Origin of the sequence: Bradyrhizobium sp. WYCCWR 12699 (assembly GCF_032144035.1) — a bacterium.
Lineage (GTDB): Bacteria > Pseudomonadota > Alphaproteobacteria > Rhizobiales > Xanthobacteraceae > Bradyrhizobium.
This window is the reverse complement of the sequence record NZ_JAVTJN010000036.1, coordinates 404,196-427,010: the sequence shown is the minus strand read 5'-3', so window position 1 is coordinate 427,010 and position 22,815 is coordinate 404,196. Positions and strand designations below refer to the sequence as shown.

At 65.1% G+C, this 22,815-nt stretch carries 21 protein-coding genes; 9 read left to right on the top strand and 12 right to left on the bottom strand.

All coding sequences use genetic code 11. From position 1 onward, the window contains the following. Positions 1 to 2: 2 nt before the first annotated feature. The 4 genes from RPS27_RS26875 to RPS27_RS26860 form a co-directional block, all read right to left on the bottom strand. Positions 3 to 872, bottom strand: a complete 870-nt coding sequence (locus RPS27_RS26875; protein WP_212066159.1) for a carbohydrate ABC transporter permease — start codon at positions 870 to 872, stop codon at positions 3 to 5. Continuing rightward, positions 869 to 1,819, bottom strand: a complete 951-nt coding sequence (locus RPS27_RS26870) for a sugar ABC transporter permease (RefSeq protein WP_313754715.1) — start codon at positions 1,817 to 1,819, stop codon at positions 869 to 871. Before RPS27_RS26870 ends, RPS27_RS26875 begins: the two co-directional genes overlap by 4 nt. 1 nt (position 1,820) lies before the next feature. Beyond that, the gene (locus RPS27_RS26865) at positions 1,821 to 2,672 is read right to left on the bottom strand and encodes a phosphodiesterase (RefSeq protein ID WP_212066162.1); all 852 of its coding nucleotides are present in this window, start codon (positions 2,670 to 2,672) and stop codon (positions 1,821 to 1,823) included. Between the two features lie 207 nt (positions 2,673 to 2,879). Next, on the bottom strand, positions 2,880 to 4,352 hold the full coding sequence (locus RPS27_RS26860) for a protein adenylyltransferase SelO (protein ID WP_212066164.1): 1,473 nt from the start codon (positions 4,350 to 4,352) through the stop codon (positions 2,880 to 2,882). Between the two features lie 196 nt (positions 4,353 to 4,548). On the opposite strand from RPS27_RS26860, the gene aspS reads away from it, so the two are divergent. Then, positions 4,549 to 6,321 carry an aspartate--tRNA ligase gene (gene aspS / locus RPS27_RS26855; RefSeq protein WP_194402409.1) on the top strand — a complete coding sequence of 591 codons (1,773 nt, stop codon included), beginning with the start codon at positions 4,549 to 4,551 and terminating at the stop codon, positions 6,319 to 6,321. 154 nt (positions 6,322 to 6,475) lie between these two features. On the opposite strand, the gene RPS27_RS26850 is transcribed toward aspS, so the two are convergent. Then, positions 6,476 to 8,443: a hypothetical protein gene (locus RPS27_RS26850; RefSeq protein WP_212066167.1), complete on the bottom strand. Its 1,968-nt coding sequence runs from the start codon at positions 8,441 to 8,443 to the stop codon at positions 6,476 to 6,478. A 246-nt stretch (positions 8,444 to 8,689) separates the two neighbouring features. Here RPS27_RS26850 and RPS27_RS26845 point away from each other — a divergent pair, with 246 nt between their 5' ends. Both RPS27_RS26845 and RPS27_RS26840 read left to right on the top strand, forming a co-directional pair. Beyond that, the gene (locus RPS27_RS26845; RefSeq protein WP_211417318.1) at positions 8,690 to 10,999 is read left to right on the top strand and encodes an NADP-dependent malic enzyme; all 2,310 of its coding nucleotides are present in this window, start codon (positions 8,690 to 8,692) and stop codon (positions 10,997 to 10,999) included. 296 nt (positions 11,000 to 11,295) lie between these two features. Next, the gene (locus RPS27_RS26840) at positions 11,296 to 11,748 is read left to right on the top strand and encodes a DoxX family protein (RefSeq protein ID WP_212066169.1); all 453 of its coding nucleotides are present in this window, start codon (positions 11,296 to 11,298) and stop codon (positions 11,746 to 11,748) included. A gap of 122 nt (positions 11,749 to 11,870) precedes the next feature. On the opposite strand, the gene RPS27_RS26835 is transcribed toward RPS27_RS26840, so the two are convergent. The 4 genes from RPS27_RS26835 to RPS27_RS26820 form a co-directional block, all read right to left on the bottom strand. Further along, the gene (locus RPS27_RS26835; RefSeq protein ID WP_212066171.1) at positions 11,871 to 12,428 is read right to left on the bottom strand and encodes a dihydrofolate reductase; all 558 of its coding nucleotides are present in this window, start codon (positions 12,426 to 12,428) and stop codon (positions 11,871 to 11,873) included. A 7-nt stretch (positions 12,429 to 12,435) separates the two neighbouring features. Beyond that, complete coding sequence (locus RPS27_RS26830; RefSeq protein WP_212066632.1) at positions 12,436 to 13,458, bottom strand: polysaccharide deacetylase family protein; 1,023 nt, start codon at positions 13,456 to 13,458, stop codon at positions 12,436 to 12,438. Positions 13,459 to 13,622: 164 nt separating this feature from the next. Beyond that, on the bottom strand, positions 13,623 to 14,192 hold the full coding sequence (locus tag RPS27_RS26825; protein WP_194402404.1) for a glutathione peroxidase: 570 nt from the start codon (positions 14,190 to 14,192) through the stop codon (positions 13,623 to 13,625). 92 nt (positions 14,193 to 14,284) lie between these two features. Continuing rightward, on the bottom strand, positions 14,285 to 15,892 hold the full coding sequence (locus RPS27_RS26820) for a L,D-transpeptidase (protein ID WP_212066172.1): 1,608 nt from the start codon (positions 15,890 to 15,892) through the stop codon (positions 14,285 to 14,287). A gap of 208 nt (positions 15,893 to 16,100) precedes the next feature. On the opposite strand from RPS27_RS26820, the gene RPS27_RS26815 reads away from it, so the two are divergent. Next, entirely contained in the window at positions 16,101 to 16,649 is a 549-nt protein-coding gene (locus RPS27_RS26815) for a CreA family protein (protein WP_212066174.1), read from the top strand. On the opposite strand, the gene RPS27_RS26810 is transcribed toward RPS27_RS26815, so the two are convergent. After that, positions 16,639 to 16,824 (bottom strand): hypothetical protein, encoded by a 186-nt coding sequence (locus RPS27_RS26810; protein ID WP_211417312.1) that lies wholly within the window; start codon positions 16,822 to 16,824, stop codon positions 16,639 to 16,641. The two genes, RPS27_RS26815 and RPS27_RS26810, sit on opposite strands and share 11 nt — an antisense overlap. 188 nt (positions 16,825 to 17,012) lie before the next feature. Here RPS27_RS26810 and RPS27_RS26805 point away from each other — a divergent pair, with 188 nt between their 5' ends. Both RPS27_RS26805 and RPS27_RS26800 read left to right on the top strand, forming a co-directional pair. Beyond that, a complete protein-coding gene (locus RPS27_RS26805; protein ID WP_212066674.1) occupies positions 17,013 to 17,408 on the top strand; it encodes a hypothetical protein in 396 nt (131 codons plus the stop codon). A 34-nt stretch (positions 17,409 to 17,442) separates the two neighbouring features. Then, positions 17,443 to 17,808 carry a hypothetical protein gene (locus RPS27_RS26800; protein ID WP_313754714.1) on the top strand — a complete coding sequence of 122 codons (366 nt, stop codon included), beginning with the start codon at positions 17,443 to 17,445 and terminating at the stop codon, positions 17,806 to 17,808. Here RPS27_RS26800 and RPS27_RS26795 read toward each other — a convergent pair whose 3' ends face one another. Further along, positions 17,809 to 18,054 (bottom strand): DUF6719 family protein, encoded by a 246-nt coding sequence (locus RPS27_RS26795; protein ID WP_212066178.1) that lies wholly within the window; start codon positions 18,052 to 18,054, stop codon positions 17,809 to 17,811. A 67-nt stretch (positions 18,055 to 18,121) separates the two neighbouring features. Further along, positions 18,122 to 19,594 carry a PLP-dependent aminotransferase family protein gene (locus RPS27_RS26790; protein ID WP_212066180.1) on the bottom strand — a complete coding sequence of 491 codons (1,473 nt, stop codon included), beginning with the start codon at positions 19,592 to 19,594 and terminating at the stop codon, positions 18,122 to 18,124. 73 nt (positions 19,595 to 19,667) lie between these two features. On the opposite strand from RPS27_RS26790, the gene RPS27_RS26785 reads away from it, so the two are divergent. The 3 genes from RPS27_RS26785 to RPS27_RS26775 all read left to right on the top strand — a co-directional run bounded on the left by RPS27_RS26785 (position 19,668) and on the right by RPS27_RS26775 (position 22,786). After that, positions 19,668 to 20,393 (top strand): pyridoxamine 5'-phosphate oxidase family protein, encoded by a 726-nt coding sequence (locus RPS27_RS26785; RefSeq protein ID WP_211417309.1) that lies wholly within the window; start codon positions 19,668 to 19,670, stop codon positions 20,391 to 20,393. A gap of 53 nt (positions 20,394 to 20,446) precedes the next feature. Continuing rightward, positions 20,447 to 21,724 carry an ArgE/DapE family deacylase gene (locus tag RPS27_RS26780; protein WP_212066181.1) on the top strand — a complete coding sequence of 426 codons (1,278 nt, stop codon included), beginning with the start codon at positions 20,447 to 20,449 and terminating at the stop codon, positions 21,722 to 21,724. Between the two features lie 252 nt (positions 21,725 to 21,976). After that, entirely contained in the window at positions 21,977 to 22,786 is an 810-nt protein-coding gene (locus RPS27_RS26775) for an alpha/beta hydrolase (RefSeq protein ID WP_212066183.1), read from the top strand. Positions 22,787 to 22,815 lie beyond the last annotated feature (29 nt).

The window sequence follows — 22,815 nt, the reverse complement described above, 5'->3', positions numbered from 1 at the left end:
TCCTATTTGATGCCTGAGGTGACGAAAGAGCTGATGAAGCGCTTCTGGAAGATCAGGAAAGTGACGAGCAGCGGGGCGATCACCATCAGCGTGCCGGCGGCGATGGTGCCCCAAGCCTGCGTGCCTTCGGCGGTCTTGGTGAAGACGGACAGGCCCACGGTGAGCGGCCGCTTGTCCGGCGAGTTGATCACCATCAGCGGCCACAGGAAGTCGTTCCAGTGGCTGGTCACGGAGATGATGGCGAAGGCCGAGAAGCTCGGCATCGACAGCGGCACGTAGATGTGGCGGATACGCTGGATGAGGCTGGCGCCGTCGATCAGGGCCGCGTCTTCCAGCTCGGTCGGAATCGCCTCGAAGGCCTGGCGCATCAGGAAGGTACCGAACGCCGAGGCGAAGAACGGCATCATCACGCCGGTGAGCGTGTCGTAGAGGCCGAGCCGCGCGACCAGCGACAGGTTCGGCACGATCAGCAGCACCGGCACCAGCATCAGCTGCATCAGGAACAAATAGAAGATCAGCGTCTTGCCGACGAAGGCGAGGCGCGCGAAGGCAAAGCCCGCGAGCGTGATCGTGACGAACTGCACCAGCAGGATGCCGGCGCAGATGATCGTGGTGTTGAGCGTGTAGCGCGGGAAATCGCCGATCTCCCAGGCATCCCTAATGTTGTCGAGAGTCGGCTTCAGGCTCGGCATCAGCTCGGCCATGGCGTTGATGCCGTCGGAAGCCGGGCGCAGCGTCGCCACGACCATCCACAGGAAAGGGATGAGCCAGACGATCGCGAGCAGCACGGTCAGCAGAAAGCCGAGCTTTGGGGTGATCTCGCCCCTTGTGGCGAGCGGGGCGTCTTTGTAGAGCCGCTCCATCAGCTTCATGGCCCGCCCTCGCGGTTCGCCATGGTGCGGAACGACAGCGCGGTGAGGCTCATCAGCGCGGCTAGCGTCAGCAGCGTCGCGGCCGAAGCCTTGCCGATGTCGTAATGCTCGACGGCCTGCTGGTAGATGTAGAACAGCACCAGATTGGTCGAATTGGACGGCCCGCCCTGGGTCATGACGAAGACGTGGTCGACCTGCGTCACCGCGTTGAGGATCGCGATGACGGTGACGAACAGGAAGGTGGGCTTGAGCTCCGGCAGAATGATGTGGCGCAGGCGCATAAAGGGCCCGGCGCCGTCGAGATGGGCGGCCTCCATCACGTCCTCCGGAACGGCCTGCAGGCCGGCGAGGAAGAACAGCATGTAATAGCCGGCGTTCTTCCAGATCGTGATGACCATGATCGCGTAGAGCGCGACATCGGGGTCGCCGAGCCAGTTCGGCAGCACCGGAAGCAGGCGGCCGATGTAGAAGTCGAGCAGGCCGACATTGGGCAGGAAGATGAACATGAACAGCGCGGAGGCCGCCACCATCGGGATCAGCACCGGCAGGAACAGCGCGGCGCGCAGCGCGCTGCTGACGGCATGGGTACGCGACAGCGCCAGTGCGAACAGCAGCGCGAGCGCGATGCTCGGGATCGCTGTGCCGACGGCGTAGATCAAATTGTTGACGACGGCACCGGTGAAGGCGGGGTCGGCCAGCACCGCGCTGATATTGTCGAGACCGACGAAACGGACCGGCGCCTTGGGCGTGGCACGCTGATAGAGCGCATCGACCAGCACGCGTCCCATCGCGCCATAGGTGAACAGCGCGAGGAAGATCAGCGAGGGCAGCAGTAGCAGATAGGCCGGCAGCGAGGCTTTGAAGCGGTTGGCAAGGCGCTTCAGGACATCCAGGCGCGGCGCTGCCGAGGTCGCGACCGGGAGAGCCGCGGGTTCAGCGAGGCTCATCTCACCGCGCCGCGAAATTGAGCGCATAGTCGCGGCCGTCCACTCCCGCCGGAGGCTCGAAGGGGAAGCGCAGGCTTTGGTCGAGGAAGTCGTGACTGTGCACGACGAGATTGTCGTCGTCGATCAGCACCACGCCGTAGGCCGGCGGCTCGTGACTCGCCAGATGGTCGGTGGCATTGGCGTCCAGCTCGAACCAGACCTGGTGATTGGTGCCGCGCAGGGTCGAGAACGGGATCTTGCCGTAGCTGCCGAAGATCGGGCGGTGCACATGGCCGAAGAACAGGTGGCGGATGCGCGCGCGATAGGGCGCGATGATTTCGGCGAACTCGGCGCTCTGCTTCAGTCCGATCTCGTCCATCGCGTGGACGCCGACCGGGAAGGGCGGATGATGCATGAAGACGACGAACTCTTGGTCGGCGGGCGCGGCTGCAAGCGTGCTCGCAAGCCAGCCGAGGCGCCTTGCGCACATCTCGCCGGCGTGGCTGGTCTCGTCCAGCGTGTCGAGGAAGACGAACAGGCCGTGCTCGGTGGTCCGCGTGCCCTGCACGAAGCCGTTGGCGTCGCGCGGCGCGGCTTTTAGCGCGTCGAGGCAGGTGACGCGTTTGTCGTGATTGCCGACCATGGCGATGTAGGGAATCTTCAGTGCGGCCATCGCGTCGGCGAAATTGGCGTAGGATTCCGCCTCGCCCCAATGGGTGAGGTCGCCGGTCACGACCGCGAACGCGGCGTTGGACTGATGCTTGTTGATGTCGGCGATTGCCGCGTCCAGCCGGGCGCGCGGGTCAAGGCCGTAAAGCGTCGAGCCGGGGTTCGCCAGATGCGTGTCGGTGAGGTGGATGAATTTGAAGGGCATGCGCGCGCTGTGTCGGGATGGTTGGAGGACGGACGCCTCCGGCAAGACGATCCTGACAGGCGGTTAGAGCGCGTGTGTTTCAGTTTGATGACAGCGGTTCCCGCGCACGGGACATGTCCACAACGCCCGCGGGGCGAAGATGCGCCGCGCAAGGCGCAATCTACGTGGTGAACCAATTAGAGATGGTAGTGCGCGGTCGGACCCGCCTCACGTCCCGCAGAACGTCCGCAGCACCCGCTGGTCCGGCAGCGGCGGATCGGCGTAGGCCGCATACTCCGGCTGGTCCTCGAACGGCTTTGCCAGCACCTGCACCAATTCCTCGAACGGCGCGTAGTCGTTGTCGTGCACGGCAGCCTGGATCACGGCTTCGACGCGATGGTTGCGCGGGATGAAGACCGGATTGACGGCGTGCATCGCGGCTTGCCGCTCGGCTGCGCCTTGCTGCTCCAACGCGATGCGCGCGCGCCAGCGGCCGGCCCATTCGTCGAAGGCCGCAGGCTCCACGAACTGCGCGCGGACGTCGGCGGCGTCGTCGGCCGCGGCGTCGCCAAGCTTGCGGAAGGTGAGGGTGAAGTCGGCCTGGTTCTTGGCCATGGCATCCAGCAGGTCCTGGATCAGGGCCTCGTCGCCGTCGCGCTCCGTGAACAGGCCGACCTTCTTGCGCAGGCCCGCCTGATAGGCGGCACTGAACTGGTCCGAGAAGGCGCCGAGAATGTCCTGGGCTTCGGCGACCGCCTTCTCTTGGTCATCGGAAAACAGCGGCAGCAGGCATTCGGCGAGCCGCGTCAGATTCCACAACGCGATGCGTGGCTGGTTGGCATAGGCGTAGCGGCCCATCTCGTCGATCGAGGAGAACACCTGTGCGGGGTTGTAGGCGTCCATGAAGGCGCAGGGGCCGTAGTCGATAGTCTCACCGGAGATGGAGCTGTTGTCGGTGTTCATCACGCCATGGATGAAACCGACCAGCAGCCAGCGCGCGACGAGCTCGGCCTGACGCGCGACGACGCCGGCGAGCAGGGCATGATAGGGGCGCTCCGCCTCGCGCAGCTGCGGATAGTGCCTGACAATGACATGATCGGCGAGGGCGCGGATCGCGTCGGTGTCGCGGCGGGCGGCGAAGAACTGGAAGGTGCCGACCCGGATATGGCTGGAGGCGATGCGCGTCAGCACGGCGCCGGGCAGCGCGGTCTCGCGGATGACGTGCTCGCCGGTGACGACGGCGGCGAGCGAGCGCGTGGTCGGGATGCCCAGAGCGAACATCGCTTCGCTGACGATGTATTCGCGCAGCACCGGCCCGAGTGCCGCGCGGCCGTCGCCGCGGCGGGAGAACGGGGTGGGGCCCGAGCCCTTGAGCTGGATGTCGCGGCGGACGCCCTCCCGGTCGATGACCTCGCCGAGCAGGATGGCGCGTCCGTCGCCGAGCTGGGGCACGAAATGGCCGAACTGGTGGCCGGCATAGGCCATGGCGATGGGGTCCGCGCCGTCGGGAACTGTCTTGCCGGCCAGGATCGCCGCACCTTCCGGGGTGTCCAGCACATCGGGATCGAGCCCGAGCTGGACCGCCAGCGGCCGGTTCAGCTTGATCAGCCGAGGGGCCGAGACCGGGGTCGGCGCGACGCGGGCGAAGAAGCTGTCCGGCAGCGCCGAATAGGAGTTCTGGAAGGGGAAATGCACTGTCATGGCCTCAAGATAGGGCTGGAACGCCCGATGGCAAAGGCTTGGGCTCCGATAAGCCAAAAATGGGCCCTCCGGGTCCAAAACAGGCCGTTCCCTTGGTTGCCGCCTTGGGCCTCGTCGGGTAAACCCTGCCGCAATCTCGGACCGGCCGTGACAGGCCGTCCGATTCGACCCCTCCGACATTGATTTTGGGACGACCATGCATCGCTACCGGTCACATACATGCGGCGCGCTCCGCGAGAGCAACATCGGCGAGACGGTCCGCCTTTCTGGCTGGGTCCATCGCGTCCGCGACCATGGCGGCGTGCTGTTCATCGATTTGCGTGACCATTACGGGCTGACCCAGTGCGTGGTCGACCCGGACTCGCCGGCATTCGCGCAGGCCGAGAAGCTGCGTTCGGAATTCGTGGTGCGGATGGACGGCAAGGCCCGCCGCCGCCCCGAGGGCACCGACAATGACGATCTGCCGACCGGCAAGATCGAGATCTATGTCACCGAGATCGAGGTGCTGGGCCCGGCCGGCGACCTGCCGCTGCCGGTGTTCGGCGATCAGGAATATCCCGAAGACATCCGCCTGAAGTACCGCTTCCTCGATCTGCGCCGCGAAAAGCTGCACCAGAACATCATGACGCGCGTCGAGATCATCAAGTCGATGCGCCGGCGCATGGAGGGGCAGGGCTTCTTCGAGTTCAACACCCCGATCCTGACCGCGTCCTCGCCGGAAGGCGCGCGCGACTTCCTGGTGCCCTCGCGCATCCATCCCGGCAAGTTCTACGCGCTGCCGCAGGCGCCGCAGCAGTACAAGCAGCTGCTGATGATGTCGGGCTTCGACCGCTACTTCCAGATCGCGCCCTGCTTCCGCGACGAGGACCCGCGCGCCGACCGTCTGCCGGGCGAGTTCTACCAGCTCGACGTCGAGATGAGCTTTGTCACGCAGGAAGACGTGTTTGCGGCGATGGAGCCCGTGATCACCGGCGTGTTCGAGGAGTTCGCCAAGGGCAAGCCGGTGACGAAAGGCTGGCGCCGGATTCCGTTCGCCGAAGCCTTGCGCAAATACGGCAGCGACAAGCCGGATCTGCGCAACCCCATCGAGATGCAGGACGTCTCCGAGCACTTCCGCGGAAGCGGCTTCAAGGTGTTCGCGCGCATGTTAGAGGATCCCAAGAACCAGGTCTGGGCCATTCCCGCGCCGGGCGGCGGGAGCCGTGCGTTCTGCGACCGCATGAACTCGTGGGCGCAGGGCGAAGGCCAGCCCGGTCTCGGCTACATCATGTGGCGCGAAGGCGGCGAGGGTGCAGGTCCCCTTGCGAACAACATCGGGCCCGAGCGCACCGCTGCGATCCGCGCGCAGATCGGCACCAAGGAAGGCGATGCCGCCTTCTTCGTCGCCGGCGATCCCGACAAGTTCTGGAAGTTCTCTGGTTTGGCCCGCAACAAGGTCGGCGAGGAATTGAACCTCACCGACAAGGAGCGGTTCGAGCTCGCCTGGATCGTCGACTTCCCGATGTACGAGTACAACGACGAGGACAAGAAGGTCGACTTCTCGCACAACCCGTTCTCGATGCCGCAAGGCGGCCTCGAGGCGCTGAAGGGCCAGGATCCGCTGACCATCAAGGCGTTCCAGTACGACATCACCTGCAACGGCTACGAGATCGCCTCGGGCGGCATCCGCAACCACGTGCCGGAAGCGATGGTGAAGGCGTTCGAGATCGCGGGCTACGGCGAGCAGGAAGTGGTCGACCGCTTCGGCGGCATGTACCGCGCCTTCCAGTACGGTGCGCCGCCGCATGGCGGCATGGCCGCGGGCGTCGACCGCATCGTGATGCTGCTCTGCGGCACCACCAATCTGCGCGAGATCTCGCTGTTCCCGATGAACCAGCAGGCCATGGACCTGCTGATGGGCGCGCCGTCGGAAGCCACGACCAAACAGCTCCGCGAGCTGCATGTGCGGGTGAACCTGCCGCAGAAGTGAGGCTGCACGCCTGGTCTCGTGCCCGGACGCAGCGCAGCACGCAGTGATGCGCTGCAGAGCCGGGGCCCATGTCGCGGTGAACCGCAAGCTTTCAGGGTCCCGGCTCTGCGTCGCGTCAATTCATGCCGCGCCGCGTCCGGGACACGAGATCAAACTACAACCCCGTCGACGCCTCGATCCTGAACTGCGCCAGCGCGTTCTCTGGGTCGGTCTGGATCAGCTGCATCAATTGCATCAGCGGCACCTTGGCGCGCGGCGCGAGCTTGACGGTCAGCGTCTGACCTGATGTCTCGACGAAGCCGGCGAGCGCATCCACCGCGCCCTTGGCATCGGCGCTGGCCCCCGCGATCTTCTCGCCTTGCGCCCTGATCGTCTCGACGATGGCGCTGCGTGCGGCGTCGCGGCTGACATTCTGCATGCGTGCGAACTGCGCGACGACGAGATCGACGACGCCGCTGTCGCGCAGCGAGAGCTCGATTGCACCGGTCTCGACCTGCGCCGCCTGGCCCATCGCCTGCACCGGATCGGTCGTGAACAGGCCGCGCGGCACGTTGGCGAGCGCGAAGCCGACTTGCGCTTTGGCAAGGTTGCCGAGATCGATCGTGGCCGGCGCAAGCGCGAACGCGCCCGTCGATTCCGTCCAGGCCGCGCCGAGATCGAGGTCGATGGCGAGCTTGTCCACGCCCGCCATGATCAGCGGCTGCAACGCCGGATTGGCGGGATCGGTCGGCGTGACCATCTTCACCACCAGATTGGCTTTGCTCGGGATCGATCCGACCAGTTGGCCCCAGTTCAGGCTGATCGTGTCGATGGTGAAGAGCTGCCGCGTTGTCTTGTACGGCGAGACCACACCCTTGATCTCGGCGCCTTCGAGCACGCGGAACAGGCCGAGCATCTGCTCGGGCGAGGGCGGCTGTCCCGGCGTCTTCAGGCTTGCCGCCCAGCGCATCAGATTTCCCGCGCTGAAGGATTTTAGCGTGAAGCGCTCCATCTTGAGCTGGCCCTGCGGCAATGGCATCTCCAGGCCTTCCAGCGCGATCTTGTCCTGATCGTATTTGACCGCGTTGAGCCGTCCCGTCCCTTGCGGCGTCTCGACCGTTTGCTTGCCGACTTCCGCCTTGCCGATCCGAAAGCCCTCGAAGAAGTCGGCCACCTTCTCGATCATGTCGCGCGATTGCGCCGGCGTCGGGATCGAGCCGTCAGCCGGCACCAGCGCGATGATCTCGGCCGGGCGGAATTTCGAGGGACGGATCGCAATGTCGTCGAAGGTGATGCCGTCGATCAGCACGCGCACGCCTGGCGCCGTCGTCACCACATATGAATTGACTGAAATGCGTCGATAGATCCTGTGAAAATTGTCATCGCTCGACACTTGCTGATCGAGCGCGGCCCTGACAGCGGTCGCGTCGAAATCGTAGATGGCGAGACCTGACATTTCGCCGGTCATTTTCGCGGGCTTGCTCGGCTGGGCCAGGTCGAGTGTAAAGCTGACGCGGTCCGTCTTCGCGGTTTCGATCTTGCCGCGGTTGAGGTTCTGGACCGACAGACCCGAATAAACATAATCGCCGCTGCCGGCATTGCCGCTGCCGGCATCGACGTTGACCGCGATGGTCGGCGCCGTGATCGAGGAAGCCGAGACGGTCGCGTAATGCGCGAGCATGAAACGGTACATGTCGATGATCGAGCCGGACAGCGGCGCGCCGTTTGCACGGGTCGGGCCGTAAAAGTCGCGCGCGCTGATTTGCGGGATCTTGTAGTTCGCTTTCAGCTTCGCCTGCTCGCTGGACGTGTAGGCGACCTCGACGCCGGACAGGTCAATGTTGTCGGCCGAGAAATGGGTCTCGTCTGGCTGGCGGACACCGACGGCCGTGACCTTTGCGACCTTGATTTTGGCGAGCTGTGGCTGGGCGGGTTCGACCGCGATGTCCTGGATGGTCAGCGTCCGGGTCGCGAGCTCGAACGTGACCTTGCCATGGCTCGCCTTGCCGCCGCCCGAGCGGATCCGCTCGAACGCCGCCTCGACCTCGCCGGTCGCCCGGTGCTGGACATAGAAGTTGAAGCCGAACCATCCGCCCGCGCCGAGCCCGGCTGCCACGATCAGGCCGATCAGGATTCGCTTCATTTCCGGCTCCAGTTGCTCGTTCTGCACCGCGCAACCTGCCATATTCGCGAAACGCCGCGCGGTCCAGGGAAAGCTATGGTTTTCAAACATTTGGCCGCACGCCCTGTTGATGGGCGCGCAATCGGATGTTGCCACCGGGGCGCCCGGCGTGCTTCATCCCGGCTCCATGACCCGGAAATACGGTTCGCTTGGACAGCGGCCCCGGATCGTGCATTTTGAGGCGGGTAACGCGAGGCAAGAGACCGCATGTCGTCCTATTCTGATGATCTCCACCAGGCGGCGCTCGCCTACCATCGTCTGCCGCGCCCCGGCAAGCTCGAGATCCAGGCGACCAAGCCGCTTGCCAACCAGCGCGACCTCGCGCTGGCCTATTCTCCGGGCGTTGCCGCGGCCTGTACCGAGATCGCCAAGAACCCGGCGGAAGCCGCCACCTTGACGACCCGCGCCAATCTGGTCGCCGTGGTCTCCAACGGCACCGCGGTGCTCGGCCTCGGCAATATCGGCCCGCTGGCCTCCAAGCCTGTCATGGAAGGCAAGGCGGTCCTGTTCAAGAAATTCGCCGGCATCGACGTGTTCGACATCGAGATCGCCGCCGACACGATCGACCGCGTGGTCGAGACTGTCGCGGCGCTCGAGCCGACCTTCGGCGGCATCAATCTGGAGGACATCCGGGGACCCGAGTGCTTCGAGATCGAGACGCGCTTGAAGGAGCGCATGAAGATCCCGGTCTTCCATGACGACCAGCACGGCACCGCCATCATCGTCGCCGCCGCCATCACCAATGGTCTCAGGCTGAACGGCAAGAAGCTGTCCGACGTCAAGATCGTGGCATCGGGGGCAGGGGCCGCGGCCATCGCGACGCTCAATCTCCTGGTGTCGATGGGCGCGCAACGCAAGAACATCTGGGTCTGCGACATCGACGGGCTCGTGCACGAGGGCCGCAACACCACGATGGATCGCTGGAAGGCGGTCTATGCGCAGAAAACCGACAAGCGTACGCTCGGCGACGTCATCGGCGGCGCCGACATCTTCATCGGTCTCTCGGCGCCGGGCGTGCTGACGCCTGACATGGCCAAGGCGATGGCGGACAAGCCGTTGATCATGGCGCTCGCCAATCCGACACCGGAGATCATGCCGGAGGAGGCGCGGAAGGCGCGGCCCGACGCCATGATCTGCACGGGGCGCTCCGATTATCCGAACCAGGTCAACAACGTCCTCTGCTTTCCCTTCATCTTCCGCGGCGCGCTCGACGTCGGCGCGACCGCGATCAACGAGGAGATGAAGCACGCCGCGGTCGAGGCCATCGCGCAGCTCGCGCGCGAGGCGCCGTCGGATGCGGTGGCGCTCGGGGTCGAAACCAGCGAGGCGGGCGGTTTCGGCCCGGGCTCGCTGATCCCGAGCCCGTTCGATCCGCGGCTGATCCTGCGCGTGGCGCCGGCGGTTGCGAAGGCAGCGATGGAGTCCGGCGTCGCGACGCGTCCCATCACCAATTTCGACGAATATGCCGCGCAGCTCATGCGCTTCGCGTTCCGCTCCGGCCTCGTCATGAAGCCGATGTTCGCCAAGGCCAAGACCCAGCCGGTGCGCGTGATCTACGCCGAAGGCGAGGACGAGCGCGTGCTGCGCGCCACGCAGGTGGTGCTGGAGGAGAATTTGGCGCGGCCGATCCTGGTCGGCCGCCCTTCGGTCGTGGAGGCGCGCATCAAGCGCTTCGGCCTCTCGATCCGCGCCGGCAAGGATTTCGACCTCGTCAATCCCGAAGACGATCCGCGCTACCGTTCCTATGTGCAGTCCTATGTCGAGGTCGCCGGCCGCCGCGGCGTGACGCCGGATGCGGCCCGCACCGTGGTGCGGACCAACAACACGGTGATCGCCGCGCTCGCGGTCACGCGCGGCGAGGCGGACGCCATGCTGTGCGGCGTCGAAGGCCGCTATATGAGCCATCTGCGCCATGTCCGCGAGATCGTCGGATTCTGTCCGGGCATCAGCGACTATGCGGCGCTGGCGCTGCTGATCACGAGCAAGGGCGCCTTCTTCATCGCCGACACGCAAGTTCGCCCCAATCCGAGCGCGGAAGAGCTGGCCGAGATCGCATCGCTCGCGGCGGTCCACGTCCAGCGTTTCAACATCAAGCCGAAGATCGCCTTCATCTCGCATTCGGATTTCGGCAGCTACGACACCGACTCCTCGCGCAAGATGCGCCTGGCGACCCAGCTGTTGAAGGACAAGCATCCCGAGATCGAGGCCGACGGCGAGATGCAGGGCGATACGGCTCTCTCCTCGGCTGCGCGAAAAATGGTGCTGCCGCATTCCAAGCTGGAGGGCGAGGCCAACATCCTGATCATGCCGACGCTGGACACCGCCAACGTCGCCTACCAGATGATCAAGTCGCTGGCGGACGCGCTGCCCGTCGGTCCGATCCTGATCGGCCCGGCGCGCCCCGCGCACATCCTCACCCCGTCGGTGACGGCGCGCGGCATCCTCAACATGACGGCGGTCGCGGTGGTCGAAGCGCAGGAGCGCGCGGCGCGGCAACAGCCGACGTTGTTTACGTAACGGCGAAGCGCGCTGCTCTTCCCCTCTCCCCTTGCGGGAGAGGGTGGATCGTCGCGGAGCGGCGAGACGGGTGAGGGGTATCGGTCCGCGAGTCCTCTCTGACATTGAGCTTGCGGATAGATACCCCTCATCCGGCGCTTCGCGCCACCTTCTCCCACAAGGGGAGAAGGGACACCGCCCGCGCCGCCTGCTTTTGAATTCCTTTCGCTTCTCCATTTCGCTGTTTGTAAACCGGCGCACGACTCTCCATAATCTGCTCACGCGTTCCGCGCTTTGAACTTGCCAAGAGGCCGATCATGCCAGCGTTCGTGACTTTCGGGCGAATTCTGTTCGCCGTGCTGTTCATCTACACGGGCGCGACCAAGCTCTTTGCCATCCAGGCGACGGCCGACTTCATCTCCAGCAAGGTCGTGGTGCCCGACATCGTCGCGCCCTACGCCAAGCAGCTCGAGACGGCGACCGCCATGACCACGCCGCAGTTGCTGGCGATCGCCGTCGGCGGGCTCGAGATCATCGCGGGGTTGATGATCGCACTGAATTTCGGCGCGCGGTTCTTCGCGATGCTGATGATCATCTACGTCGCGGTTGCGACGGTGGTGCTCGATGACTTCTGGAACCAGGCTGCGCCCGACAATGCCAAGATGGTGGTCGACGCGCTGAAGAACCTCTCGATCATCGGCGCCTTGTTCATGCTGATGGGTTATGGCCGCACCACGCGTCCAGCCGAGGCCGCCTACGGGGACGTCTAGCCGCGAGCCAACAGCCGAACGTCAGCTCCCGAGTTCCCAAGTTTGATGTGATCATTCCGCGGGGTAGTCACCGGTAACAAGATGCCGGTACTGTGCATGGGGTTGATCTTCGGTTTTTAACTTCAGGCCTGGCGTCGACGCCACGGCGTCACCGTCACCTCGTGCTCGAAGTCGAGGAGATACGATGCGCCCGGCTTCAGTCCGTGCGAGGCCAGCACCTCGTGCGCCGTCCGCTGGGGCACGCCGACGAAACAGCCTTCGCCGCCGGGCAGGCGCACATGCGGGGCTTCCGACAGCCAGAACGTGTCATAGCGGTCCATGAACAGGTCGAACACGACGGGGCCGCCGATGATTGCGACCGTGCCGGAGGCGACATCTGCATAGGCGCAGGCCTCTTCGAAGCTCGCATGATCCGGATTCCACAGCGTCGCGTTCGGTATCTCGGGATCGACGGTGAGGGCCTTGATCTTGCGCGTCAGGATCAGCCGCTTGCGCTTCGGCGAGTTCGGCTGCTGCTCATGCGAGTTGCGGCCGTGCACGATCAGCGCGGCGCGATCGAGGGCCTGCTCGAAGAACAGCTTGTCGCCGTCGAACTTCAGGCTGTCGGGCATGACATGGCCGGCGTCGGCGAGCATGCCGTCCGCCGAGACGATGACGTAGCCTTCGATCTGGAAAGACAATGGCCGTCTATTCGGAAACCGTCGTCACCACGGAATTGACCGGGCGCTGGCTCACCGTCGGCAGCTTGGCGTCCTTGAGCAGCTCCTGGTCGTATTCGGGCAATGACGACGCCGGGAATTTGGCACGCATCGCCACCACCTTGTAGCCGCCGGCCTTGAGGCGCTTGAGCAACTCGGGCAGGGCTTCCGCGGTGTGCTTCTGGAAGTCGTGCATCAGGATGATGCCCTTGCCCTTGGTGTCGAGCTTCTTCATCACGGTCTCGACCACCTTCTCGGGCTTGGAGGCCTTGAAGTCGAAGGAGTCGATGTCGCAGGAGAAGATCGCGGTGTTGCGGTTGCCGAGATAGGTGACCATCTCCGGCGGATGCTGGAGCGCCGGGAAACGGAAGAACGGCGAAGGCGAGATGCCGCCGAGCGCCCACTTCACCGCGGACAGGCCCTTCTCGATCTCTTCCTTGCGCTGCGCTTCGGTGAGCTTCTTGTTGTTGAGGTTGGCGTGCGACCAGGTGTGGGTGCCGACGGTGTGGCCGGCGGCGTAGACCTGCTTCAGGATCTCCGGCTCGTAGGTCGCGTGCTTGCCGATCGAGAAGAAGATGCCGGTGGTGCATTCATCGGCGAGCGCCTTCAGCACCGCGGGCGTGTTCTTCGGCCAGGGGCCGTCGTCAAAGGTCAGCACCACCTCCTTGTCGCGCAGGAAGTCGAGCTCCTTGAAATGCTCGAAGCCGAAGCCGGGACCGCCGGTGGTGTCGATCTCGACGGTGCGGGCGACACCGAGCGCGCCTTGCGTGTTGCAGGCCGCGCGCGCCGGCTGCGGGGCCTGCTTGGGCGGGGGCGGATTGACGAAACCGGCTGGCGCCGCCGCTGCCGCTGGAGCTGGGGGCGGAGCAGCAACGGGTGCAGCTGCCGGCGTTGCCGCCGGTGCGGCTTGCGTCGCGGCTGCGGGCTTCGCGGCCGGGGTCTGCGACCACGCCGCGCCCGTCATGGCCAGAGAGATCGCGCTTGCCAAAATCAGTCCTGCCGCCACGCGCATGGTGTTGTCCTCGAGATTGATCCCGTTGTTCCGCCGCGGCTTTTCGCCTTCGGCCAAACCGTCCTGCCCTTACGATCCTAGCCTAGATGGTGGCCCATCGCCATTGCAACGGCTGTTTGGCATCCCGCCACAATTGTGCCCAGCCGGATGGGCTGCGCCTCGGGTCAGCTGTCGGCCAGCGCCTTGGCAATTGCCGTCTTGATCCGCGTATCGGCCGGCTCGACCGCTGACGGAAACACGTCGGCGATATAGCCGTCGCGGCCGATCAGGTATTTGTGGAAGTTCCAGCGCGGAACTTCCCGAGGCCGCGCATCGGCGGCCCATTTGTAGAAGGGATGCGCCTTGGCGCCGACGACGGCAGCCTTGGCCGTGATCGGAAAGGTGACGCCATATTGGTGGTGCGCGGTCGCCGTGATCTCGCTGGTGCCGCCGGGCTCCTGGCCGCCGAAATCGTTGGAGGGCACGCCGATCACGGTGAGTCCGCGTTCGCGAAACTCGCTCCAGAGCTCCTGCAGGCCGGCATATTGCGGTGTGTAGCCACACAGCGAGGCGGTGTTGACCACAAGCAGCGGCTTACCGGTGAAAGCGGCGAGGCGGATGTCGTCGCCCGACAAAGCGGGGAAAGAAAACGCATAGGCCGAGATCCGGCTCATGCCGCCATCGGCAAACGCACGCGTCGCCGGCGCGAGCACGCCCGCCAGCGCCACGGTGAGCACGGTCCTGCGGTTCATCATGACGGCATCCCCCGAAATGATCCGGGCCGCATGTTACTCCGCCGGTGCGCCCGGCCTCGTCAACACCGCGTTATCGGCCACAGTGAAGCAGGTCAGTACAGACGAACGATGAAGTCGGTGCCTTCGCCGGTCTCGCCCTGGTTGATGCCCTGGTCGGAGATGATGATGGAGCCGCCTGATGTCAGCATCTCGTTGATCTTCGCCATGGTGTCGGCGGGGATCGAGATGCGGTCGAGCGCCGCGGCCGGGCTGTCCGGCGTGACGACAGGCTTGGCAGCAACGAGCTTGGCGGCAACGGGGATCACGGCAACGCCAGCCTTGCGGCGGGTGAGGCGGCTGTCGTCCTCGCGTGCCGCAGAACGGGCGGAGACGGGCAGCGACACCACCGACCAGCGCAGCGCATTGGTATCGGTCTTGTCGAGCTCGGCGGTGAAGATGTGCGTGCCGAGCGGACGGTCGCTCGTGGCGATCGTGACCGGGACCTCGAACAGCGGCGCAAAATTCTGCCGCACGTAGAGCTTGGAATCCTTGCGGCTGATGAAGACGGCGATCTGGCCGGCCCGCTTGGGTGTGTCGGGCTTGGCGGCCGGTGCGGGATCGGCGACGCGAGTCTCGTCCTTCTTCACCTCGGGGGCGGCGGCGACCGCAGGTGCCGGTGCCTCGGGCGTCTTCGCGGAGCCCGCGGCTTGCGTCTTGACCGGCTCGGCCTTGTCGGCGGGCTTGTCCTCGGTCGCCGGCTTGGCGGCTTCTTCCGACGCAGGCTTGGCCCCGTCGGATGCTTCGGCCGTCTTGGCCTCGTCGGCGGGCGCGGCGGCTTCCTCATGCGCCGGCGCATTGCCCGTGGTCACATCCGACATCACGGTGTGGCCGACGGAGGCGCGCAGCTCGAGCACCGCGTCGGCGCTGGCGGTCTTGGTTTCGACAGGCTTGGTCTCGGCGGGCTTAGTTTCAGCGGGCTTGGCTTCGGCGGCTTTGGTCTGCGCTGCGCCCTTGTCTGCCTTGTCGCCGACATTGGTCTGCGGCTCGAGGCTGGCGGCGGGCTGCGGCGGCACGCGCAATGAGGCGAGCATGGGATGAGAGAAGCTGTGCGGCGACATCTCGCCGGGCGCGACGATGACGCGTGCGCCCATCTTGGTCCAATTCCACATCTTCACCGCGAACGCCATCGGCATCCGGATACAGCCATGCGAAGCCGGATATCCCGGCAGAACGCCGGCGTGCATGGCGACGCCGGACCAGGTGATCCGCTGCATGTACGGCATCGGCGCGCCGCTATAGATGTTGGAATGATGGAACTTGTGCTTCTGGATGACGCTGAACACACCCATCGGCGTCGAATGGCCCTTCATGCCCGTCGACACCGGAGATTCCGCGAACACGCCATTGGTGTCGTAGACCGTGACCTTCTGCCGGTCGATCGAGACGACGATGACCAGCGGCCCTTGCGGCTTGGTGCCGGCTTCCTTTTGGGCAACAACTTCCTTCTTGCCGGTCGCGCTGCGCTTCTGCGGCTTCTGGCGCGGTATCTCGGGATGCCGGTCCTGTCGGCCGTAATAGGAGCCGTCGGAATAATCCGTCCAATAGTAATATGCTGCGTCTGCCTGGCTGGTCGCGCCGATCGCACTCGCCGCCGTCACAATGGCGACCTGCCAAAGCCGCGCCGGCTTGGCAGAGAAACCCGACCCGTTCACGCTGTTCATCCTCGAATCCATAATCCAAATCAGACGTTAGTCTCGCAAAGGGGATACGCGTTCACCAGCAGCGCGGTTCTGCCATCAGCTACTTTTGTCCAAGACGTAACAAAAAAGCCTCACAGAGCGGTAAACGGCGGCCGTGCCCGTCCGCTCGTCGTCTTCCTGAGCGGCGGCCTCATACCTACATTGTGGGGACTTGTTACCGGAGAACTTCATGTCATCTCGTTTCCCTGGTCTTGGCGGCATCCGCTTGAAAGGCCTCGCCTTATTCCTCCTGGCCTTGGCTGTGCCGGCGGCGTCCGCGCAAGCTGCCGACGAGCCCGATCTGATCTTCCGTCGCTCCACCGTGTTCAAATGGATGAGCCCGAACGACAAGCTCGCGACCTATGGTCTCGACGATCCCGAGGTCGAGGGCGTCGCCTGTCATTTCACGGTGCCGGAGAAGGGCGGCTTCAAGGGCTGGCTGGGCCTTGCCGAGGAGGTCTCGGACATCTCGCTGGCCTGCCGCCAAGTCGGCCCGATCAAGTTCAAGACCAAGATGGAGCAGGGCGACGACATGTTCCGCCAGCGCCGTTCGCTGTTCTTCAAGAAGATGCAGATCGTGCGCGGCTGCGACACCAAGCGGAACGTGCTGGTCTACATGGTCTATTCGGACAGGCTGATCGAGGGCTCGCCGAAGAACTCGACCTCGACCGTCCCGATCATGCCGTGGGGACCGGCAGACGCAAACGTCCAGAAATGCGGCGAGTTCTTCACGCAGTGACGCGTTTGACGAGATGCGAGCCGGTCAGCCGCACGAATGCTTGTGGCGCGGCCTCAAAGCCGCGGCCGGACTGCAGCGACATCACGCCGGCCGAGGCGACGCGCCTCGGTCGTTGATCTCCGCCGTCGGTCCGCTGGTCCGCCTCGCGCGGCGTTGCGCGATCCTGCATCGTCATGATGGCCATCCCTCAACTGAACGCGCCCGGTGATCCCGGGCGTCTTGGTTTCGATGGCTTGGGTCGCAACCGACGCGCCCCCGGTTCGACCGGACCCAGCCTTCGTTTGACATCCTCTTCAGCAGAAAAACGTAAAATGCGTGTGAAGCGCGCAATGCGTTACGGTGACGGCGGCGGCGCGGAGGCGGTTGCGCGGCTGGATCAGGAGCCTGGCAGGCCGCTTTCAGCTCCGGCGCGACCTGACTGAAATGATTGGCAGTTTTGGAGAATTGTGTCGTCGCCCCGCATGCGACGAAACAATTCTCACGCCAGATGAAACCATTTTGCGTTTTTGGCGCATCACGGGCGAAACCGCCCATGGTTATCAGCTTCACAACGACGACGGCGCACCGCCGGCCAGGGAATTCGGAGACAAGACCATGCGCGCGCTCAGCTTCATCCTTGCTTTCGCTTTCGTGGTTGCCGGTTCCTCGTTCGCGGGCTCGCCGGACGGCAATCTCCCCGGTATCGGCACCTTCCAGTACAGCGGCTCGCCGATCACCACCGCGACGTCGCAGCCGATCGTGGTTGCCGCGCGCTTCTGATCGATAACAAGAAAATCAGCCGATAAAGGCCATCATGCTCGTTAGATTTTGCGCTGCTGCGTTCGCGTCCGTCCTGACGATCAGTGCCGCCGAGGCGCAGGTACGCGCGCCCTCCAGATTACCGGATCCGCGCACCGAGTTCGTGCGCCAATGCGCACCACGGATGATCGGACGCTGGGAACATCCCGAGGAAGTCTGCGGCTGCCTGCACGATCACGCCGCGGCGGCCGTCGAGGACCGCGATCTGCGCGAGGCGCTGTTGCGCGGCATCAGCGAAACCGGCGTACCCACCATCGAGACCGACTGGGTGCCGGCTTCCAAGCAGGGCGAAATCGGCCCGACCTTCACCAAGATCGCCAAGCCGACCTTGCAGTGCATGTTCGATCGAGCGAAGCAGTAGCTATTTCGTCTTCGGGCCGTAGCGCGGCACGCAAGCGGCGGTGCGCACGACGCCCTTGTCCGACATCTTCGCCCCCCGCACTTCCTTGACCTGTCCGGCGGGACAGGTTCCGTCGTCCACCTGCACGCGCTGACCCAGCTTGAGATCGCCGATGTCTTGCTCGCGTCCCACCGAGCCGGCATGTGCCGTCGCGGCAAGGGCGATGGACATCAGGAATGAGAGGCGGATCGTGCGGCGTAGCGGCATGGCGAAAGGTCTCGGAGACGATGCCGCAATGTAGGGACTGGCCGGCGATTCTCATAGTGAACGTTCGTCACGCGCCCCTGGCCGCCTTGGCCCTCGCGCGCAGGGCCGCGCGCGACCCCCTCGCCAACCGTTCGGCGGAGGCCTTGAGCTGTGGAACCGGATGGCCGGAGAATCCCAGCACGAAGCCGGGCAGAGGCCGCGCGCGCGAATAGGTGTCGGCCAACAGCCAGCCTTCCGCGCCGGCCGCCTGCTTGGCCCGCGCGGCCACCGACAGGTCGACCGACGGATCGAACCGGGCGACCAGATGCAGGCCTTGTGAGGGCACCGGCACCGAGAGCACGCCATCCGACGCGGCTTCCAGCGTTTGGGCCAGCACATCGCGTGCGTCGCGATAGAGTTTTCGCACGCGCTTGAGGTTTGCGGCGAACGCGCCTGAATTGAGCATGTCGGCCACGGCGCCTTCCATCAGCGTGGCGGGGAAGCGGTCGAGCGCCGCGCGCGCCGCCGTCACGTCCGCGATCAGGCGTTCGGGCAGGGCGCAATAGCCTATGCGCAGGCCCGGAAAGAGCGTCTTGGCGAACGTGCCGAGGTAGATCACGCGCTGGAGACGGTCGATGCCGGCGAGCGACATCAACGGTGCGCCGTCATAGCGAAACTCGCTGTCGTAATCGTCCTCCAGCACGAAGGCGCCGGCCTGCCTGGCCCAGTCCAAGAGCTCGAGGCGCCGCGGCATCGACATCTGCACGCCCAGCGGAAACTGGTGCGAGGGCGTGACATAGGCCGCGCGTGCGTCGGGCGCCGCGGTGCGGCCCTTGGCGATCCGCATGCCGTGCTCGTTGACGGGAACGGGCACGGCGCGATAGCCGCAATGCACGATGGTTTTTCGCGCGGCCGGATAGCCGGGGTCTTCGCACCAGACCTGGTCGCCCGGCCTCAGGATCGCGCTCAGCACGATGCGCAGCGCGTGCAGGGTACCAGACGTCAGCATGATCTGATCGGGATCGCAGCGCAGCCCCCGCGCCGACAGTAGATGATCGGCGATGGCCGCGCGCAGCTCGCGGCTGCCGCGCGGGTCGCCATAATGCAGATGTTCCGACCCGAAGGCGCGCATGCGCCGGCCGACGAAGGCGCGGAAGCGCTGCACCGCGCGTTCGTCGATATGCGTGCAGCCGAGCGCGAACGCGCCTTGTCCGGGCGTTTCGACAATCGCCTTGGGCTTGTTCGGCGCGGTCGCGCGCGCCGGGATACGCGCGGCGACGAAGGTGCCGGAGCCGACAGTGGCCTCGGCAAAGCCATCGGCGATCAGTCGCTCATAGGCGATGACGACGGCGTTGCGCCGAAAGCCCGTTTGTTTCGCCAGCGTGCGAGACGGCGGCAGCGGCTCGCCCGGTTTCACCAGGCCGCCGACGATCGTCTCGCACAGGGCCTGATAGAGCCGGTGCGCCGACGAGGCGCCGGCCGTGATGTGGGGACCGGTGAGGTCGAGCGGCAGTTCGGCCTTAACCGGCGAGGGGATGGAATTGGTCGGAATTTTTCGCATGGAATTGGAACTATCGCAGACCAAATGCGCCGCTACAACTGCGCCCGTTCTTTCCAATCCGATCAGAGCGGCCGTGAGCCAGACCGAGACCACCAATTCCTATCCGACCTCCGCGCGCAACCAGGTGAAGCGCCGGCACGACCGCGGCTTCTACGATCACGACACGGTCCATCGCATCCTGGATTCCTCGATGCTCTGCCACGTTTCCTACGTGATCGACGGACAGCCCTATTGCACGCCGACCTTCTTCTGGCGCGAGGGCACCAAGCTCTACTGGCACGGCTCGAGCGCCAGCCGGATGTTGCGCAATCAGACCAGGGGCGAGCGCGTGTGTCTCACGGTGGCCCATCTCGACAGCCTCGTGCTGGCGCGCTGCGGCTTCAACCATTCCGCCGACTACCGTGCGGTGATGGCATTCGGCACCGCCTATCTCGTTACCGATCCAGCGGAGAAGGAGCGCGCGGTTATCGCGATGGTCGACCGCTTCTTCCCGGATCGCACCGCGAGCCTTCGGGCCAGCAACACCCAGGAGATCAAGGCGACGTCCTTCATCGCGATGGAGATCGAGGAAGCCTCGGCCAAGATACGCGCCAAGGGTGTTGCCGACGACGAGGAGGACTATGAACTGCCTGTTTATGCCGAGCGCATCCCGGTTCGCACGGTGCTCGGCGCGCCCGAGCCGTGTCCGCGCCTGCTCGACGGCGTCAGCCGGCCTGCGTCGCTAAATGGTTATTCCGAAGGCCGCCTGCTCGAAGATGCATTGCGGGATGCATATTTTGTGGAGTACCCGAATGGCTGAAATCGGCTAGCCTGCGCACTCCTTGGGACCATTGGAATGCCTGGAGTTGCCTGATGAATGCCGAAACGCAGCAGAGGATTCTCGACGCCGTCGATGCTGGCTTCGAAGCCCAGCTTGCAACCACACGAGATTTCGTTGCGATCCCTTCGACCCGCGGGGCGGAGGGGCCGTGCCAGGACATGATCGGCGACCTCCTGCGCGAGCGTGGCTATGAGGTCGATGACTGGCACATCAACGTCGACGATCTCAAGGATCTGCGCGGCTTCGGCCCGATCGAGCATGATTTCTCCAAGGCGCGCTCGGTGGTGGGGACCTATCGTCCGCAAACGAACGGCGGCAAGTCGCTGATCCTGCAGGGGCACTGCGATGTGGTGCCCGCCGGCCCGCTGGAATTGTGGGACACGCCGCCGTTCTCGCCCGTCATCAAGGACGGCAAGATGTTCGGCCGCGGCGCCTGCGACATGAAATCGGGCACGATCGGCGCGCTCTATGCGCTGGACGCAATCAAGGCCGCGGGCTTCAAGCCGACGGCGCGGATCCATTTCCAGTCCGTCATCGAGGAGGAGAGCACCGGCGTCGGCGCGCTCTCGACGCTGCAGCGAGGCTACCGCGCGGACGCCTGCTTCATCCCGGAGCCGACCGGCGGCAAGATGGTGCGCTCGCAGGTCGGCGTGATCTGGTTCCGCCTGCGCGTGAAGGGGCATCCGACGCACGTGGCATTCGCCGGCTCCGGCGCCAACGCCATCATGGCCGCCTATCATCTGATCCAGGCACTGCAAAAGCTCGAGATCGAGTGGAACGAGCGCGCCAAGGCCGACAAGCACTTTAGGACGTTGAATCATCCCATCAATTTCAACCCCGGCATCATCAAGGGCGGCGACTGGGCCTCCAGCGTGCCGGCCTGGTGCGACGTCGATTGCCGGATCGCGGTGTTGCCGGGCTGGTCGATCGCCGATCACCAGAAGGAGATCATGGCCTGCGTCGCGGCCGCCGCGCGCAACCACCGCTTCCTCGCCAACAATCCGCCCGAGATCGAGTGGTCGGGGTTCCTGTCGGAAGGCTATGAGCTGACCGACGCCGCCGCGCCGGAGGCCGCGTTCAGCAAAGCGTTCGGCAAGGTCTATGGCGGCACGCCGGAGGACCTCGTCTTCACCGCGCTCACCGATACCCGGTTCTACGGCCTCAATGCGGGCATCCCGAGCCTCTGCTTCGGCGCCAGCGGCGGCGAGATGCATGGCTTCAACGAATTCGTCGAACTGGAGTCGCTGAAGAAGACGACCAAGGCGATGGCGCTGTTCATCGCGGAATGGTGCGGAGTGGAGAGGGCGTAGCGGCCACCTCGATCGCGGCTCTCGTAAGGGGTGGCAAAGGCGCTCTTGCGCCGTGCCCACGAATTTTCTCTGACATGACCAAATGCGTGGGCACGCTGCGCTTTGCTCACCCCACGATATCCCGGCTGGAGCGGCTGTTGCCCGAAACAAGGGCTCTCCAAAATCCTTTAAGCTTAAAATAAGTACTAGGACGCCACCTGCTCTGGTGGCAGACTGGCGCCCATCGCAAGGCCTGAGTCCTCGGGAGTGACAATGCGCGATTGGGATGATGCTTACGCCAATTCGGCCCATATCTCGGGGTCGGACAAGATGCCGGGGCTGTGGGCGGAGCGGGCGGGGGCCTACCGAGCAGGGCTGACAAATTTTCGCGCTGATATCGCCTACGGCGCCGGTGAGCGCCAGAAGCTCGACCTGGTCCTGCCCGACGGCGACAGCGAAGGCCTCGTGGTGTTCGTCCACGGCGGCTACTGGATGCGCTTCGACAAATCGACCTGGACTGATCTGGCCGAAGGCGCACGGCAACACGGCTGGACCGTGGCGCTGCCGAGCTACACGCTGACGCCGGCCGCGCGCATCTCCGACATCACTGCCGAAATCACCGCCGCGATCGCCAAGGCGGCTTCGCTCGTCGCAGGACCGATCCGGCTTGCCGGGCACTCCGCCGGCGGTCATCTCGTCACGCGCATGTTGTGCGACGACAGCCGGCTGGAGCCCGCCGTCTTCAACCGCATCGCCGGCACCCTCTCGATCAGTGGCCTGCACGATCTGCGTCCGCTGCTGAAGACCAAAATGAACGACACGCTGCGCATGACCGTGGAAGAGGCGGCGCTCGAAAGTGCTGCGCTGCATCTGCCGCGCGGACATTCGCCTGTCACCGCCTGGGTCGGCGGCGGCGAGCGGCCCGAATTCATCCGCCAGTCCGACCTGATGGCCAATGTCTGGACCGGTTTCGACGTGCCGACCCGTCTTGTCGTCGATCCCGGGCTGAACCATTTTACCGTGATCGACGGACTGAAGGATCCGGCCTCGCCGATCACCGCACGCCTGATCGGCCTCGACTGAGCACGACCGGGGAAGATCGATCGAAAGGG

What these genes read in the sequence shown, in the direction of transcription:
- RPS27_RS26815 (WP_212066174.1), top strand. Translation starts at nt 16,101, where the DNA reads ATGTCATCTCGTTTCCCTGGTCTTGGCGGCATCCGCTTGAAAGGCCTC.
- RPS27_RS26870 (WP_313754715.1), bottom strand. Translation starts at nt 1,819, where the DNA reads ATGAGCCTCGCTGAACCCGCGGCTCTCCCGGTCGCGACCTCGGCAGCG.
- RPS27_RS26850 (WP_212066167.1), bottom strand. Translation starts at nt 8,443, where the DNA reads ATGAAGCGAATCCTGATCGGCCTGATCGTGGCAGCCGGGCTCGGCGCG.
- RPS27_RS26840 (WP_212066169.1), top strand. Translation starts at nt 11,296, where the DNA reads ATGCCAGCGTTCGTGACTTTCGGGCGAATTCTGTTCGCCGTGCTGTTC.
- RPS27_RS26875 (WP_212066159.1), bottom strand. Translation starts at nt 872, where the DNA reads ATGAAGCTGATGGAGCGGCTCTACAAAGACGCCCCGCTCGCCACAAGG.
- RPS27_RS26830 (WP_212066632.1), bottom strand. Translation starts at nt 13,458, where the DNA reads ATGCGCGTGGCGGCAGGACTGATTTTGGCAAGCGCGATCTCTCTGGCC.
- RPS27_RS26800 (WP_313754714.1), top strand. Translation starts at nt 17,443, where the DNA reads ATGCTCGTTAGATTTTGCGCTGCTGCGTTCGCGTCCGTCCTGACGATC.
- RPS27_RS26860 (WP_212066164.1), bottom strand. Translation starts at nt 4,352, where the DNA reads ATGACAGTGCATTTCCCCTTCCAGAACTCCTATTCGGCGCTGCCGGAC.
- RPS27_RS26845 (WP_211417318.1), top strand. Translation starts at nt 8,690, where the DNA reads ATGTCGTCCTATTCTGATGATCTCCACCAGGCGGCGCTCGCCTACCAT.
- RPS27_RS26810 (WP_211417312.1), bottom strand. Translation starts at nt 16,824, where the DNA reads ATGACGATGCAGGATCGCGCAACGCCGCGCGAGGCGGACCAGCGGACC.
- RPS27_RS26865 (WP_212066162.1), bottom strand. Translation starts at nt 2,672, where the DNA reads ATGCCCTTCAAATTCATCCACCTCACCGACACGCATCTGGCGAACCCC.
- aspS (WP_194402409.1), top strand. Translation starts at nt 4,549, where the DNA reads ATGCATCGCTACCGGTCACATACATGCGGCGCGCTCCGCGAGAGCAAC.
- RPS27_RS26820 (WP_212066172.1), bottom strand. Translation starts at nt 15,892, where the DNA reads ATGAACAGCGTGAACGGGTCGGGTTTCTCTGCCAAGCCGGCGCGGCTT.
- RPS27_RS26795 (WP_212066178.1), bottom strand. Translation starts at nt 18,054, where the DNA reads ATGCCGCTACGCCGCACGATCCGCCTCTCATTCCTGATGTCCATCGCC.
- RPS27_RS26790 (WP_212066180.1), bottom strand. Translation starts at nt 19,594, where the DNA reads ATGCGAAAAATTCCGACCAATTCCATCCCCTCGCCGGTTAAGGCCGAA.
- RPS27_RS26825 (WP_194402404.1), bottom strand. Translation starts at nt 14,192, where the DNA reads ATGATGAACCGCAGGACCGTGCTCACCGTGGCGCTGGCGGGCGTGCTC.
- RPS27_RS26775 (WP_212066183.1), top strand. Translation starts at nt 21,977, where the DNA reads ATGCGCGATTGGGATGATGCTTACGCCAATTCGGCCCATATCTCGGGG.
- RPS27_RS26780 (WP_212066181.1), top strand. Translation starts at nt 20,447, where the DNA reads ATGAATGCCGAAACGCAGCAGAGGATTCTCGACGCCGTCGATGCTGGC.